The sequence below is a fragment of the Nonomuraea aridisoli genome (assembly GCF_003236395.1).
Taxonomy (GTDB): domain Bacteria; phylum Actinomycetota; class Actinomycetes; order Streptosporangiales; family Streptosporangiaceae; genus Nonomuraea; species Nonomuraea aridisoli.
The window spans coordinates 1-15050 of record NZ_POUD01000228.1; the positions used below are offsets into that span (position 1 = coordinate 1).

Here is a 15050-nt window from a genome sequence, read left to right on the forward strand (position 1 = left end):
CCGATGAGCCCCCCGGTCAGCGACTCGGCCACCGCCACCGTGGCCCCCCGCTCCACCAGCAGCGCCAGCATGCCCGCCACATCCGCCATCGTTCACTCCCCTCGTGCCCGCCTGGCCACGTTACGCAGTCTCACCGCCCTGACGATGTAGTCGACCCCGGTGCCGACGGTGATCAGCACCGTCGCGCCCATCACCACCCACCGGACGGGATCGGGCACGAAAGGCAGCAGATAGAGCACGATGGCCGTGATCTGCAGCACCGTCTTGACCTTGCCGCCGTAGCTGGCCGGGATGACCGCGTGCCGCAGCAGCAGGAACCGCAGCGCCGTGATGCCCAGCTCCCTGACGAGGATCACGATCGTGACCCACCACGGCAGCTCGCCGAGGATCGACAGGCACACCAGAGCCGCCCCGGTCAGCGCCTTGTCGGCGATCGGGTCGGCGATCTTGCCGAAGTCGGTGATCAGGCCGTAACGCCTGGCCAGCTCCCCATCGAGGTGGTCGGTGATGGAGGCCACCGCGAACACCGCCAGCGCGGCCATCCGCCACCCGGTGCCCGGCAGGAAAAGACAGACGACGAAGAAGGGGACGAGCGCCAACCGGAGGACCGTGAGGACGTTGGCGATGTTCCACGGGCTTACCACGCGGCGCTCGTCCCTCGTCATGGACCGGCCTTGATGCGCGCGATCAGGTCGACCCCCTCGGCGTCGACCACCACCGCGCGCACGATCTGCCCCTGGACCAGGCCGATGCCCTGGACCGTCACCGAACCGTCGACCTCGGGCCCCTGGTGGGCCGCCCTGCCCTCGTAGCCGCCGTCGCCGAGGTCGTCGTCGATGAGCACGTCGACCTCCGTCCCGATGCGCTCCTCCGCGCGCTGGGCGGTCAGCTCCTCGGCCAGCTCGGTGAGCACGCGGACGCGCTCGCCGACGACGTCCTGCTCCAGCTTGCCCGGCAGCTTCGCGGCCTCCGTGCCGTCCTCGTCGGAGTAGCCGAACACGCCGATCACGTCGAGCCTCGCCCGCTCCAGGAACCCGACCAGCTCGCCGAACTCCTCCTCGGTCTCGCCGGGGAAGCCCACGATGAAGTTGGAGCGCACGCCCGCCTCGGGGGCGCGCTCACGAATGGTGTCGAGCAGCCCGAGGAAACGCTCGGGATCGCCGAAGCGGCGCATCCGCCGCAGCACGCTGTTGCTGGCGTGCTGGAACGACAGGTCGAAATAGGGCGCCACGCCCTCGGTGCCGGTGATCACGTCGATCAGCCCCGGGCGCAGCTCGGCCGGCTGCAGGTAGCTGACCCGCACCCGCTCGATGCCCTCGACGGCGGCGAGCTGGGGCAGCAGCTTCTCCAGCGCCCGCAGGTCGCCGAGGTCCTTGCCGTAGGAGGTGGAGTTCTCGCTCACCAGGACGAGCTCGCGCACGCCCCGGTGGGCCAGCCAGTCGGCCTCGGCGAGCAGTTCGTCGGGTTTGCGGGAGACGTAGGAGCCGCGGAAGGCCGGGATGGCGCAGAACGTGCAGCGCCGGTCGCAGCCGGAGGCCAGCTTGAGCGAGGCCACCGGGCTCTCGTCGAGCCGCCTGCGCAGCACGCGCGGCCCACTGGCGGGCGCGACGCCCTCCGGCAGGTCGCCGTGGCCCGGGATGTGGGCCGTGGCGGCGTTCGCCCGGTCGACCGGGGAGATGGGCAGCAGGGTGCGCCGGTCGCGCGGCGTGTGCGGGGTCAGCGGCCGGCCGGCGAGCACGTCGTCGAGGCGCCCGCCGATGTCGGCGTAGTCGTCGAACGAGATGACCGCGCTCGCCTCGGGCAGGGCCTCGGCGAGCTCCTTGCCGTAGCGCTCGGCCATGCAGCCCGCGGCCACGACCTTCGCGCCCGAGTCGGCGGCGGCCAGCAGCGTGTCGATGGAGTCTTTCTTGGCCGAGTCGATGAAGCCACACGTGTTGACGACGACGACATCGGGGTCGTCGTCGCCCAGCTGCCAGCCGGCAGCCTCCAGTCGCGCGGCCAGCTCTTCGGAGTCGACCTCGTTACGTGCGCAGCCCAGAGTGATCAGCGAAGCGGTTCGGCGGGATGACATGGTGAACACTACGGTATCGGGAGTTGGCCACCACCCGATGCACGGGTTCCCCAGCTGATCTACCTCGACTGCGGTTTCGGCGGCAGGAACGATCTCCGCACGACCTCTCCGCTGCCGCCCAGGCCCCTGACCCGCTTGCCGTTGACGTGCACCGTCACGGCCCCGGCGTCGGCGATCAGCACGTCGACCCGGTCGGCCGCGCGCCAGGTGGACGTCTTGCCGGCCTTGAGCGTCCCGGCGAACAACTTGCGTCCCTTGGCGTCGTGCACATTCACGTACGACGACCGCTTGGCCTTCATCCGCACGGTCACCATGTTCTTGCCGGCCGTCTTCGACGGCTTGGGCCGCGGCGTCTCGGTGATCGGGGTGTTCGGCGGGACGCTCGGCCGCGCCGAGGCCGCATGCATGTCCCCCGTACGCACGTGGTCGCTGGCGCCGCCCAGCACCCGCAACATCCCGAAGACCACCGCGACGGCCAGCGCCACCCCGAGCGCCATCGTCCAGTTGGGCCCCCGCCGCTCCGGCAGGTGGATCTTGCGGTCGGCCTGGAACACGGCCGAGGCCGGCATCGGCCTGGGCGCCCCGCCGTGCTGCTGGTCGAACAGGTGGACGGTGGCCTCGGGGTCGAGCCCCACCGCCTTGGCCACCGCTCTGACGTGGCCCCTCGCGTAGAAGGCGCCACCGCCCTGCTCGACGTCGTCCTGTTCCAGAGCCTGAATGATCGACTCACGAACCATCGTGGCCGCGCTGACCTGCGCGACCGTCAATCCTGCCGCCTGCCTGGCCGCCGCCAGCATGGCCCCGATGCTCTGCTCCTGCACAGCGAACCGCCCCCCACCACAGGCCACTACTCTTCGTGGTGAGACATATTCAATCAGTTATCGCCGTGCAAGCACGCATTGGGGTCATTCGCCACGCAGATCGGCCAGCAAACCCGGCAGGTCGTCGGGCTTCACGAGCACCTCACGCGCCTTGGAGCCCTCGCTCGGGCCGACCACGTTACGGCTCTCGAGCAGGTCCATCAGGCGCCCGGCCTTGGCGAAGCCGACCCGGAGCTTGCGCTGCAACATCGACGTCGAGCCGAACTGCGTGGTGACGATCAGCTCGGCCGCCTGCAGGAGCAGGTCGAGGTCGTCGCCGATGTCCTCGTCGATCTCCCGCTTGACCGGCGCCGCGGCCACGTCGTCGCGGTATTCGACCTGCATCTGCGTCTTGCAGTGCGTGACGATCTCGGCGATCTCCTTCTCCGAGACGAACGCGTTCTGGATGCGGATCGGCTTGCTCGCGCCCATCGGCAGGAACAGCGCGTCACCCTGGCCGACCAGCTTGTCGGCGCCGGGCTGGTCGAGGATGACCCGCGAGTCGGTGAGCGACGACACCGCGAACGCCAGCCGGGAGGGCACGTTCGCCTTGATCAGGCCGGTGACCACGTCGACCGACGGCCGCTGGGTGGCGATCACCAGGTGGATGCCGGCCGCGCGGGCCAGCTGCGTGATGCGCACGATCGAGTCCTCGACGTCGCGCGGCGCCACCATCATGAGGTCGGCCAGCTCGTCCACGATCACCAGCAGGTACGGGTACGGCTGGTAGACGCGCTCGCTGCCGGGAGGCGGCTGCAGCTTGCCCGCGCGCACGGCCTTGTTGAACTCGTCGACGTGCCGGAACCCGGAGGCCGCCAGGTCGTCGTAGCGCCGGTCCATCTCCCCCACGACCCATTCGAGGGCTTCGGCGGCCTTCTTCGGGTTGGTGATGATGGGGGTGATGAGGTGGGGGATGCCCTCGTACACGCTGAGCTCGACGCGCTTGGGGTCGACCAGCACCATGCGCACCTCGTCGGGCGTGGCCCGCATGAGGATGCTGGTGATCAGGCCGTTGACGCAGACCGACTTGCCGGCGCCGGTCGCGCCCGCGATGAGCAGGTGGGGCATCTTGGCGAGGTTCGCCACGATGGTCCGGCCCTCGACGTCCTTGCCCAGGCCGACGATCATCGGGTGGTGGTCGGCCTGCGCCACCTGCGAACGCAGCACGTCGCCGAGCGCCACGAGGTCCTTGTCGGCGTTCGGGATCTCCACCCCGATGGCCGACTTACCAGGAATAGGCGACAAAATCCGGACATCGGCTGACTTGACGGCGTACGCGATGTTCTTGGTGAGCGCGGTGACCTTCTCCACCTTGACCGCGGGCCCCAGCTCGATCTCGTAGCGGGTCACCGTCGGGCCCCGGGTGAACCCGATCACCTGCGCGTCGATGCCGAACTGCTCCAGCACGCTGGTCAGCGCGTTGACCACGGTCGTGTTGGCCTTGGTCTGCGGCTTGGGCGCCGTGCCGGGCTTGAGGAACTGCAGGTCGGGCAGCGCGTACGGCCCCGCCTGCGGCGACAGCACCAGCTGCTCCACCTTGCGCGGCGCGGGCGTCGGCAGCGGCGGCTCCGGCCTGCGCTCGGCCTCGGGCGCAGGCGTCTCGTCGTCCTCGGTGAGCCCGGGCACGATCTCGGGCGAGTGGTCGCGCCGCTCCTTCTCGGACAACACCGGGGTGTCGTACGGCTTGACGATCTCGACGCCGTCGCCGTCGACGGGCTTCTTGGGCTTGACCCGCCTCTTGGCCGGCGTCTTCTGCTGGTCGGTCTCCGACTGCCGTTCGAACAACATGTGCCGCAACTCGGCCAGCCGCTCGGGGATGCGGTGGACCGGCGTCGCCGTGATGACCAGCACGCCGAATCCGGACAGGAGCAGCAGCAGCGGGATCGTCACCCACGACGGCAGGATGCTCATCGGCGGCGCCGACACGAGGAAGCCGATCATGCCGCCGGCCGCCGACACCTTGTCCATGCCCTGGCCGGCGCCCGCCGGGTAGGGGGTGCCGTTGGCCACGTGGATGACGCCGAGCACGCCGACCACGAGCGCCGCCCAGCCGATCACCATGCGGCCGGTGTCGGCGTTCTGGTCGGGGTGGCGCAGGTAACGCCAGGCCAGCAGCCCGAGCAGGAGCGGAAGAGCCCACGCGAGCGACCCGAACACGCCCCGCACGGTCGCGTTGACCACCCCGGCCACCGCGCCGTCGGAGTTTCGCCAGGTCATGGCCGCGAGCACGATCGCCGCGGCGAGCACCGTCAGCCCCACCCCGTCGCGCCGGTGCGCCGGATCGAGCTCGCGGGCGTTCTTGCCTAGCGCCCGCGCGGCGCTGCCGATGCCGTTGGCGAGCAGCATCCACAGCCCGACGATCAGCTTGCCGATCATGGTGAAGACCCAGCTGATCGGGTCCTGGTGGGTCATCGAGGGCTTGCGGCCGGAGGCGGCTCCCTTCGCCCGGGGGCGTCCCGCCGACGTGGACCCGCGCTTGGCGGGGGTCGAGCGAGACGAGGTCGACCGCTTCGCCGGCCCCTTCGATGCGCTTTTCGGCGTACGGGTGGCCATGATGCCAAAGGTACGTCGGAGACACCGTCGTACGCGCGTAGGCTCGCCGGTGTCCCGGCATGTGAGCGCCCGAAAGCCGATCAGCCGGCGGCCTTCTTGACAACTCGACATGCCGGTGGCCCTCGGTCTGCCACCCTGGAGTGACGGAACCGCCACATCGAGTGATGTTCTAGGACGCAGAGTGGACACGACCCGGGTGTCGAGCACGGCCTTCGAGGGCACTCCCCATGCCCCGGCGCACGCGCGCAAGTTCGTCCGCCAGGTGCTCGGCGAATGGCGCCTGAGCCACCTGGCCGAGGACGCCGTGCTGCTGACCAGCGAGCTCGTCACGAACGCCGTCGTGCACGCCGGCACCGGCGTGGAGCTGACCTGCCGGCTCGACCTGGACGCCGTCCCGGCCAGGCTCGAGATCGAGGTCGACGACCACCACCCCGCGCGTACGATCCCGCAGACCCCAGGCGAGTCCCCCGGTGGGCTGCCCACCTCCGGGCGTGGGCTCGCGCTCGCCGCGCTGCTGGCGGACGCCTGGGGCGTCACCTACACCAGGACGGCCAAACGGGTCTGGGTGCGCATGGAGCTCGGCGAGGGCGGCGACCCCCGCGAGGCCGCGCTCGCCGCCGTGCCGGCCGGACCGCTGGAGGCGCTGCACGTCGGGGTGGTGATCGCCGACCGCGACGGCGTGGTGGAGTCGTGGAACTCCGAGGCGGAACGGCTGCTCGGCCGACCGGCGGAGCAGGCCGTCGGCCGGTCGCTGAAGGAGCTGGTGGCCTGGCGCGGCCACGGCCCGTACGCGCTGTCGCTGGCCGACACGCTCGGGCTGGGCCGCTGGCGGGGCGAGGTGCGCATGCGCCACCTCGACGGCCGGTTGATCCCCGTCTACGTCTCCCACCTGCTCAGCCAGGGCCACGCCGGCGAGCGCCGGGCCATCTGGATGGTGGTGGCCCGCGACCACCGCTACGTCCTGACGCCGCCGCCCGCGCCGATGCGCAGGGAGGCGGGCCGGCGTATCAAGGAGCTGCTCGACCGCGACATGCCGTTCGCCGAGCTGCTGGACACCATCGCCCAGGTGGTGCAGGTCTCCAGCGGCGGCGACGCGGCGTACGTGCTGCTGGCCGCCGAGGACGGCAGCCGGTTCGGCGTGGCCGCGGGCGCGGGCGCGACGGCGGGGCTGGTGGGCGTGCTGGCCACGGGCGTGCTCGGCGCCGACCGCAGGACGCCCGCGCTGGTGGACGACCTGCTGGCGGGCGACGTCGAGCTGGCCGAGCAGCTGCGCGCGCGGTCCCTGGCGTGCGCGCCGCTGCTGGTGACCGGCGAGGTGATCGGATTCCTCGTGGTGACCGCCGCCCAGCCGGGCCGCTTCGACGACGAGCTCACGGTGAGCCTGCAGCACATCGCCGACCAGGTGGCCGTGCCGCTGCAGCGCGAACGACTGGCCGAGCAGGACCGCGCGCACCGGGGGCGGCTGTCGTTCCTGGCCGAGGCGGGCGAGCTGCTGGCGGGGGTGCACGACGAGGAGCTGATCGCGGCGCTCACCGCGCAGCTCGTGGTGCCCAAGATCGCCAGGTGGGCGGCGATCTACCTGACCGACCTGACCGGGATGACCAGGCTTGCCCACGTCTGGCACAGCGAGGAGGGCCACAACGCCGAGCTGCGCAAGTCCCTGCCCGCCATCCCGCGCAGCGCGCTCAGCGAGGTGAGCTGGCCGGTCGGCCCCGAGACCGTGCTGGCCTTCCCGCTGCTCACTCAGGGCAGGTCGCACGGCGCGCTGGTGATCGGCCGCGCCGAGCCGACGCTGCCGCTGGAGGTCGCCGACCTGCTGGCCGATCTGTGCCGTCTGGTGGCGCTCAACCTGCACACGGCCATGCTGTACGCGCGCCAGGCCACCCGCTCGCGCGTGTTGCAGCGCAGCCTGCTGCCGATGCGCGTGGCGCCCATGCCGGGCCTGGAGTCGGCGGTCGTGTACGAGCCGGCCGAGGAGGGCGCCGACGTCGGCGGCGACTTCTACGACCTGTTCACCGTCGGCGACCACTGGTGCTTCGCGCTGGGCGACGTGTGCGGCAGCGGCCCCGAGGCGGCCGGCGTGACGGGTCTGGCCCGCCACGCCGTGCGCCTGCTGGCCAAGGAGAACTACACGGTCGCCGACATCCTCGACCGGCTCAACCAGGCGCTGCTGGAGGAGGGCGACGACGACCGGTTCCTCAGCCTGCTGTGCGGGGAGCTGACGCCGCTGCCCCAGGGCGGGGCGCTGTGCACGGTCGCCTCGGCCGGTCATCCGCCGCCCTTGCTGCTGCGGGCCGACGGCCGGGTCGAGAGCGTGGCGACGCCGCAGCTGCTGCTCGGCATCGAGTCCGGCGCCCGTTTCTACGTCGAGCGGTTCGAGATGGCGCCGGAGGACGTGCTGCTGTGCGTCACCGACGGGGTGACCGAGCGGCGCGACGGCGACAAGCTGCTCGACGACGGCGACGGCCTCGCGCGGCTGCTGTCCGGCTGCGGGGGGCTCAGCGCCCACGCGGTGGCCGAACGGGTGCGCCTCGCGGTCGAGACGTTCGCCCCCGAGCCGTCGCAGGACGACGTGGCCCTGCTGGTGATCAAGGCCTCCGCCGTCCTGCGCCAGCAGGTCAGATGAACCGGTACGACGTCGTGGAGGTGCGCCGCTCCCCCGGCCGCAGCACGGTAGAGGGGAACCGCGGCTGGTTGGGCGAGTCGGGGAAGTGCTGGGTCTCCAGGCACAGCCCGGCGAACGGCCCGTACGGCGTGGCGGCGGCGTCGAGCATGGCGCCGGTGTAGAACTGCACGCCCGGCTCGGTGGTGGTGACCTCCATGGTCAGGCCGCCGCCCGTCACCGTGATGCCGCCGTCGAGCACGAAGCAGTGGTCGTAGGCGCCGTCGTTCCGCTCGCCCACCGCGTGCGGCTCGGTGAAGTCGAACGGCGTGCCCTTGACCGGCGCGAGCTCGCCCGTAGGGATCTTGTCGTCGTCCACCGGCAGGTAGTGGGCCGCCTCCATGCGGACGACGTGGTCGAGCACGTCGCCGCCGCCCTTGAGGTTGAAGTAGGAGTGGTTGGTCAGGTTGACCACGGTCGGCGCGTCGGTCTCGGTGACGTAGTCGATGCGCAGCGCGTCGTCCGCCAGCGTGTACGTGACCGAGGCGGTCAGCGTGCCCGGGTAGCCCTGGTCGCCGTCGGGGCTGGTGAGCGTGAGCGTCACCGAGTCGCCGGTCTTGGCGGTGATGGTCCACACCTTGCTGTCGAAGCCTTCGGTGCCGCCGTGCAGGCTGTTGGGGCCGTTGTTGACGGGCAGGCGGTGTTCGGCGCCGTCGAGGGTGAAGCGGGCGCCGGCGATGCGGTTGCCGTAGCGGCCGACCACGGCGCCGAAGTAGCGGCTGCGGGTGAGGTAGTCCTCCAGCGTGTCGAGCCCGAGCACGACGTTGACCCCGGACACCTCCAGCCTGCGGACGACGGCGCCGTAGGTGAGCACCTCGGCGCGCAGCCGTCCCGACGACAGCTCCACGCACTCGACCTGCCGGCCGGACGGCAGCGTTCCGAAGATCATGTTCTGGCCCTTCCCGTGGACTCGCGGACGATGAGGGCGGTGTCGAGGGTCACCGTGGTGCCCTCGCCCCCCGACTGCAGCAGCAGGTCGACGGCCATCCTGCCCGCGGCGGCCGCCGGCATGGCCACGGTGGTCAGCTTGGGCCGGTTGAGGCGTCCAGGCAGGATGTCGTCGAACCCGATCACACTAATCTGCTCCGGAACCTCGATCCCCATCGCGGCCAGCCCTTCGATGAGGCCGAGGGCGAGCAGGTCGTTGTAGGCCAGCACCGCGGTCGCGCCGCAGGCCGCCACCTCCGCCGCCACGGCCAGGCCGCCGCCCTCCGTGGGCGGGTTGGGGCCGATGGAGATCAGGTCGAGCCCTTGGGAACGGGTGGCCACGGCCTGCATCTCGTTGCTGGTCCACGAGCCGGCGGGGCCGCAGACGAGCGCGATCCTGCGGTGGCCGAGGCCGGCCAGGTGGTCGAGGGCGAGACCGGCGCCCTGGGCGACGTTCATGAGCACCGACGGCATGCCGCCGATCCGGCGGTTGACCACGACGAACGGCACGTCCTCGGCCAGGCGCTCGATCACCTTGTTCGACAGGCGGGGGCTGCACAGCAGGACGCCGTCCACCTGCTTGGCGAGCGTCCTGATCAGTTCCTCCTCCACTCGCGGGTCCTCGTCGGTGTCGGCCACGAACACGTGGTGGTCACGGCCGCGGGCCTGCGCCTGCGCGGCCTTGATGAGCGGCGGGAAGAACGGGTTGGAGATGTCGGCGACGATCAGGCCCAGGTTGAACGTGCGCCCCGTGGTCAGCGCGCGGGCCGCCCGGTTGGGCCGGTAGCCGAGGTCGTCGGCGGCCGCGAGCACGCGGCTCCTGGTGGCGGGGTTGACCAGGTGGGGCGCGGAGAAGGCGCGCGACACCGTGGACACGTGCACGCCGCTGACGCGGGCCACGTCCTTGATCGTCGCCGCCATCGCCGTCCTCCCTTGCAAACGGTTGCGCGTCCAAGCCTTGACCTTCGTGCTCCCCGGCGTCAAGGCTGGTGCAACCGATTGCCATCACCAGGAGCCGCCCAGCTCCTTCAGCGTGAACACGCCGCCGGCGCGGTGGTGGACGGGGTCGGCGAGGTCGGGCTCGCCGTGCTCGGCGATGAGCGCGGCCGCCTGGGGTTCGGAGGAGTCGCGGGAGACGTACCCGATGGATTTCGCCTCCTCCAGCGACCACCAGCGGCGGGCGTTGTCGGAGACGCCCCAGACCACGTGGTAGCCGGGCGCCGTCAGCGCGGCCTCGACGAGGCGGGTGAGGTCGTCGGGCGAGATCCAGGTGGCCAGGCCGCGGGTGTCGGGCGAACGGTCGTTGCAGGTGCCGAGCCTGATGACGGTGACGTTCATGCCGAACCGGTCGTGGAAGAGGCTGCCGAGGGCCTCCATGACGACCTTGCTCACCCCGTAGTACGTGTCGGGGCGCGGGAAGGCGTAGTCGGGCAGGTCCTCACCGGACTCCGGCCGCGTGTGGAAACCCGCCGCGTGGTGGCTGCCCATGAGAACGACGTGCCGCACCCCCTCGTTGTACGCCGCCTCCATCAGCACCTGCGTGCCGTCGATGTTGGCGCGCACGATGTCGGCCCAGGGACGCTCACGGCTCTGCCCCCCGAGGTGCAGCACGGCGTCGACACCCTTCATGGCCTCCGCCATGTCGGCTGGATCGGCCAGGTCGGCCGTCACCCACTCCTCCCCCGGCCCCGGCTCGACCGGCTGGATGTCGGAAAGCCGCAGCGTACGGCCCGCACGTGCGAGCCGCGGCCGAAGCAGCGTCGCGACTTTCCCCGCGGCCCCTGTCATGAGAATGCGCATGCATCCATGGTGTACACGATTCTGACCCGAATTCACATCCTTGAATATTGACCGTGCGCCATGTCACTAGTTACGTTCACAGGCACACATCCAAGTGCGCGACTCATGTCCACATATGTGAACAGGAGGCGGTCTTATGTCACGTCGTCTGCTGGGAGTCGCTCTAGCAGCGGCCTTAGCCGCAGGGCTGACAGGCTGCGGTTCCGACGGATCGACAGCGTCGGACAACACATTGGAGATCTGGATCAGACAGGCGCCCGATTCAGAATCCGCGAAGACGGCGAAGAGACTCGCCGACGCATTTACCAAGGCCAGTGGGGTTCAGACGAATGTCGTCGCCATTTTCGACGATTTCGAAACCAAACTGAACCAGCAGGCCGCGCAGCGCCAACTCCCCGACATCGTCATCAACGACACCGCCCAGCTCGGCGCCATGCAGTCGCAGGGCTGGCTGCAGGAAGTCGACAAGGCGGCGCTGGCCGGCGGCGACCAGCTCTCCGAGCTGGCGTGGAAGGCCGCGACCGGCAGCGACGGCAAGACCTACGGCGCCCCGTTCTCGGCCCAGGCGTTCGCGCTGATCGTGCGCAAGGACTGGCGGGAGAAGGTCGACATGGAGCCGCCGGACACCTGGGAGGAGCTGACCGCGCTGGCCAAGGCCTTCACCGAGCAGGACCCCGACGGCAACGGCACCGCCGACACCGCGGGCTTCGTCATCCCCGCCGGCACCAAGCGCGGCTACGCCTCCTGGTACGCCTCCTCCCTCATCTACGCCAACGGCGGCGACTTCCTCAAGGCCAACGGCCCCGGCAAGTACGTCGCCACGGCCAACGACCCCAAGACCGTCGAAGCCGTCCAGTACCTGCAGGACCAGTTCTGCGACAACAAGACGGTCAATCCCGGCGCGGTCAGCAACGACACGACCGTCACGCACGAGGTCTTCGAGAAGGGCCAGGGCGGCATCTATCTGGTCGGCCCGTACGTGCTGGCCCGGTTCGTGGAGAGCATCGGCACCGACAAGATCGAGGTGCTGCCCGTGCCCAAGGGCCCCTCCGGCGGCCCCGGCACCCTCGGCGAGGGCGAGAACGTCTACCTGATGGCCGGCTCGCGGATGCAGGACGCGCAGAAGAGGTTCGCCGAGTTCGCGGTCTCCCCCGAGGGCCAGCGGATCGGCATGAACAAGGACGCCAACGGCGCGATCGTCCGCCTGCCCGTCAACACGCAGGTCGACATGGCCGCCGAACGCCAGGACCCGCGCTGGAAGGTGTTCCAGGAGTCGTACGCGAACGCGGTCTACGCTCCGCCCGTGCCCAACTGGGCGCCGATCCGCCAGGACTCCGCCGACACCATCAACGCCGTCTGGGCCGACTGCACCGCCGACGTCAAGACCGCGATGGACGAGCTCAACACCAAGCTCACCCAGGAACTGCAGAGCCAGAACGCGTCATGACGTCCATCCCCACCCCGGCGCGCCCCGCCCGCCGCCCCCCTGGGGTGCGGTGGCGGGGCACGCTGATCGCCTGGCTCTTCCTCGCGCCCGCGCTGCTGCTCTTCCTGTACTTCAAGTTCATCCCGATGTTCGTCGGGTTGTGGAAGAGCTTCTTCAAGGTGCAGACCTTTCTCGGCGACGAGTGGGTCGGCCTGGAGAACTATCGGACGATCCTCACCGACGACGAGTTCGCCGCGGCCATCTGGCACAGCGTCGTGCTGGCGCTCGGCACCACGATCGGCTCCATCGTGCTCGGCCTCGGGTTCGCGCTGCTCATCGAGGGCCCCGCGCGTTACCTGTGGTTCGTCAGGACCGCGGCCTTCCTCCCCGTCGTCACGACGATGGCGGCGGTGGCCGAGGTGTGGCGGATCATGTTCCACCCGGCCGACAGCGGCATGCTCAACGTCATCCTGGGCTGGGGCGGCATCGACCCGCAGCCGTGGCTGGCCAGCGAGGACACCTCGCTGTGGTCGATCATGCTGATGAGCATCTGGCGCGGGACGCCGTACGACATGATGATCTTCCTGGCCGGGCTGGTCGGCGTCGATCGCACTCTGTACGAGGCGGCGGCCGTGGACGGCGCCTCCACCTGGCGGCGGCTGGTGCACATCACGCTGCCGGCGCTGCGGCCGGTGTTCTGGATCCTGTTCACGCTGGCGGCCATCCGCGGGCTGCGCGTCTTCGTCGAGGTGTACGTCCTGACGAACGGCGGGCCGAACGGGTCGTCCGAGGTGCTGATGACCTTGATCTACAAGCTCGGGTTCCAGTCGAACGAGCTGGGGGTCGCCTCGGCGGGCGGGATCGTGCTGTTCCTGGCCACGCTGGTGCTCACCGTGGTCGTGCAGATGTTGCGCAGGAGGCAGGCGGCATGAGGTTCGACAGCGCGCTGGGGCTGGAGTCGCGGCGGGGGCCGCTGGCAATCTTCGGCAAGATCCTGATTTATGGCCTTATGGTGGTCATTTTCACCGGGCCGCTGGTGGGGCTGCTGATGAGCGCGTTCAGCGAGACCCTCGACCCCACCTCCTTCTCCCTCTGGCCGGACGGCTTCACCTTGGAGAACTTCATCCAGGCCGGCGAGAAGAACGTCTACCTGTACCTGTTCAATTCGTTCGTGGTGGTGGGCTTCGGGCTGCTGCTGCAGATGCTGGTGAGCGTCTTCGCCGCCTATTCGCTGGCCCGCAAGAAGTTTCGCGGCATGACGTTCGTGATGCTGCTCATGCTCACCACGATGATGCTGCCCGAGGAGATCATCGCGATCCCGCTGTCACTCGTCCTGTCCGACATGCCCGGCCTGAACATCAACCTCATCGGCACGTACGCCGGCATGATCCTGCCGGTAGGCGCCTGGGGCTTCTCCATCCTGGTCATGACGGAGTTCATGAGGGAGGTGCCGGTCGAGCTGGAGGAGGCCGCCCGCATCGACGGGGCCGGCGAGCTGCGGATCTTCGCCACGATCATCGTGCCGCTGTGCCGGCCCGCGCTCGGCGTGATCGGCGTCTTCGGCTTCACGATGATCTGGGACCAGTACCTGCTGCCTCTGATCGTCGCGCCCGCGTCGGACATGTGGACCCTGCCCATCGCCCTGCGCTCGCTCCGCTCGGACGAGGAGGTCGGCATCGGCGTGCTGCTGGCGGCCTCGCTGCTGGCGCTGCTGCCGTCGATCATCGCGTTCCTGGCATTCCAGCGGCAGTTCATGCGCGGGCTGACGAGTGGAGCCGTCAAGGGTTAGACGTCACCAGCTAGGCGTCCACGTATCTGGACGCCATCCAATATCCTGGATCATGCGGCAGAGGATACGAGATGGGATGAGCATGCAGCCCCAGCTGGTCAAGTCAGCGGAACGGACCGTACGCATCCTGGAAACGCTCGCCGAGTCGCACGACCATCTGACGCTGTCGGAGCTCCAGCAGCGCACCGGGTTCCCGCGCAGCAGCCTGCACGCCCTCATGCGGACGCTGGTCGAGCTCAACTGGGTCGAGACCGACGCGTCACGGTCGGCGTTCGGCATCGGGCCCCACGCGTTGCTGACCGGCACGGCGTACCTCGACAAGGACCCGGCGCTGCCGTTCGCCCAGGAGACCCTGGAGGACCTGCGCGACGAGATCGGCCAGACGGTGCACTTCGCCCGCCGCGACGGCGCGCACGTCCTCTACCTGGCGACCCGGGAGGCACGCGACGCCGCCCACGTGATCCCCCGGGTGGGGCGGCGGCTGCCGGCCCACCTGACGGCGCTCGGGCAGGTGCTGCTCGCCCAGCTCACCGACGACGAGGTCGTGGCCCTGCTGCCCGAACCCCTGACAGGCCTGACCGACCACACCATCACTGACCTGGCCAAACTCACCGGCGAACTCGACCAGGTCCGCACCCGCGGCTGGTCGTACGAATGTGAGCAAGGCACCCCGGGAGTGGCCTGCGTGGCCGTGGCGGTCGACTACCGCATCCCCGCCACGGACGCGATCAGCTGCTCGATGCCCGCCACCCTCACCCCGGCCGAGGTAGAGCCCATCACCGAAGCCATCATCCGCCACACCCGCAAACTAGCCGCAACCCTCCGCCGCGAAGGCATCCGCTAACCCCACCACCACCCACAAACGCCGCCGCCAACCCAGCCCCCAACGGACACCAACACCGCCTCCCCGCACGCCGCACGCCGGCCGCACCCCGGGCACCCCGCACGAGCGTTACCCCCAC

General features: G+C 70.1%; 12 protein-coding genes. 5 read left to right on the plus strand and 7 right to left on the minus strand.

What is annotated here, in order from left to right:
• Positions 1-92 precede the first annotated feature (92 nt).
• The 4 genes from pgsA to C1J01_RS36435 all read right to left on the minus strand — a co-directional run bounded on the left by pgsA (position 93) and on the right by C1J01_RS36435 (position 5484).
• Positions 93-665, minus strand: coding sequence for a CDP-diacylglycerol--glycerol-3-phosphate 3-phosphatidyltransferase (gene pgsA, locus C1J01_RS36420; protein WP_111183515.1), 573 nt, complete (start codon positions 663-665; stop codon positions 93-95).
• Positions 662-2071, minus strand: coding sequence for a 30S ribosomal protein S12 methylthiotransferase RimO (gene rimO / locus C1J01_RS36425; protein WP_111183524.1), 1410 nt, complete (start codon positions 2069-2071; stop codon positions 662-664). The genes pgsA and rimO overlap by 4 nt, the downstream gene beginning before the upstream one ends.
• Positions 2072-2130: 59 nt before the next feature.
• Positions 2131-2892: a helix-turn-helix domain-containing protein gene (locus C1J01_RS36430; RefSeq protein WP_111183516.1), complete on the minus strand. Its 762-nt coding sequence runs from the start codon at positions 2890-2892 to the stop codon at positions 2131-2133.
• A gap of 84 nt (positions 2893-2976) precedes the next feature.
• Complete coding sequence (locus C1J01_RS36435; protein WP_111183517.1) at positions 2977-5484, minus strand: DNA translocase FtsK; 2508 nt, start codon at positions 5482-5484, stop codon at positions 2977-2979.
• 181 nt (positions 5485-5665) lie between these two features.
• Between C1J01_RS36435 and C1J01_RS36440 the strand changes: the two genes are divergently transcribed.
• Positions 5666-8110, plus strand: a complete 2445-nt coding sequence (locus C1J01_RS36440) for a SpoIIE family protein phosphatase (protein ID WP_181449163.1) — start codon at positions 5666-5668, stop codon at positions 8108-8110.
• On the opposite strand, the gene C1J01_RS36445 is transcribed toward C1J01_RS36440, so the two are convergent.
• The 3 genes from C1J01_RS36445 to C1J01_RS36455 all read right to left on the minus strand — a co-directional run bounded on the left by C1J01_RS36445 (position 8103) and on the right by C1J01_RS36455 (position 10873).
• Complete coding sequence (locus C1J01_RS36445) at positions 8103-9035, minus strand: aldose epimerase family protein (protein WP_111183519.1); 933 nt, start codon at positions 9033-9035, stop codon at positions 8103-8105. The two genes, C1J01_RS36440 and C1J01_RS36445, sit on opposite strands and share 8 nt — an antisense overlap.
• Complete coding sequence (locus C1J01_RS36450; RefSeq protein ID WP_111183520.1) at positions 9032-9994, minus strand: LacI family DNA-binding transcriptional regulator; 963 nt, start codon at positions 9992-9994, stop codon at positions 9032-9034. The genes C1J01_RS36445 and C1J01_RS36450 overlap by 4 nt, the downstream gene beginning before the upstream one ends.
• An 84-nt stretch (positions 9995-10078) precedes the next feature.
• Complete coding sequence (locus C1J01_RS36455; RefSeq protein ID WP_235854906.1) at positions 10079-10873, minus strand: NAD-dependent epimerase/dehydratase family protein; 795 nt, start codon at positions 10871-10873, stop codon at positions 10079-10081.
• A gap of 232 nt (positions 10874-11105) precedes the next feature.
• On the opposite strand from C1J01_RS36455, the gene C1J01_RS36460 reads away from it, so the two are divergent.
• From C1J01_RS36460 to C1J01_RS36475, 4 genes are all read left to right on the plus strand, one after another.
• A complete protein-coding gene (locus C1J01_RS36460; protein WP_235854907.1) occupies positions 11106-12320 on the plus strand; it encodes an ABC transporter substrate-binding protein in 1215 nt (404 codons plus the stop codon).
• Complete coding sequence (locus C1J01_RS36465) at positions 12317-13231, plus strand: carbohydrate ABC transporter permease (protein ID WP_111183522.1); 915 nt, start codon at positions 12317-12319, stop codon at positions 13229-13231. Before C1J01_RS36460 ends, C1J01_RS36465 begins: the two co-directional genes overlap by 4 nt.
• Complete coding sequence (locus tag C1J01_RS36470; protein ID WP_111183523.1) at positions 13228-14088, plus strand: carbohydrate ABC transporter permease; 861 nt, start codon at positions 13228-13230, stop codon at positions 14086-14088. Before C1J01_RS36465 ends, C1J01_RS36470 begins: the two co-directional genes overlap by 4 nt.
• Before the next feature lie 76 nt (positions 14089-14164).
• Positions 14165-14932 (plus strand): IclR family transcriptional regulator, encoded by a 768-nt coding sequence (locus tag C1J01_RS36475; RefSeq protein WP_235854908.1) that lies wholly within the window; start codon positions 14165-14167, stop codon positions 14930-14932.
• Positions 14933-15050: the final 118 nt, after the last annotated feature.

Bases quoted from the DNA above. Each gene is read 5' to 3' on its own strand.
- pgsA (WP_111183515.1), bottom strand. From the start codon at position 665: ATGACGAGGGACGAGCGCCGCGTGGTAAGCCCGTGGAACATCGCCAAC.
- rimO (WP_111183524.1), bottom strand. From the start codon at position 2,071: ATGTCATCCCGCCGAACCGCTTCGCTGATCACTCTGGGCTGCGCACGT.
- C1J01_RS36435 (WP_111183517.1), bottom strand. From the start codon at position 5,484: ATGGCCACCCGTACGCCGAAAAGCGCATCGAAGGGGCCGGCGAAGCGG.
- C1J01_RS36445 (WP_111183519.1), bottom strand. From the start codon at position 9,035: ATGATCTTCGGAACGCTGCCGTCCGGCCGGCAGGTCGAGTGCGTGGAG.
- C1J01_RS36450 (WP_111183520.1), bottom strand. From the start codon at position 9,994: ATGGCGGCGACGATCAAGGACGTGGCCCGCGTCAGCGGCGTGCACGTG.
- C1J01_RS36455 (WP_235854906.1), bottom strand. From the start codon at position 10,873: ATGCGCATTCTCATGACAGGGGCCGCGGGGAAAGTCGCGACGCTGCTT.
- C1J01_RS36465 (WP_111183522.1), top strand. From the start codon at position 12,317: ATGACGTCCATCCCCACCCCGGCGCGCCCCGCCCGCCGCCCCCCTGGG.
- C1J01_RS36470 (WP_111183523.1), top strand. From the start codon at position 13,228: ATGAGGTTCGACAGCGCGCTGGGGCTGGAGTCGCGGCGGGGGCCGCTG.
- C1J01_RS36475 (WP_235854908.1), top strand. From the start codon at position 14,165: ATGAGCATGCAGCCCCAGCTGGTCAAGTCAGCGGAACGGACCGTACGC.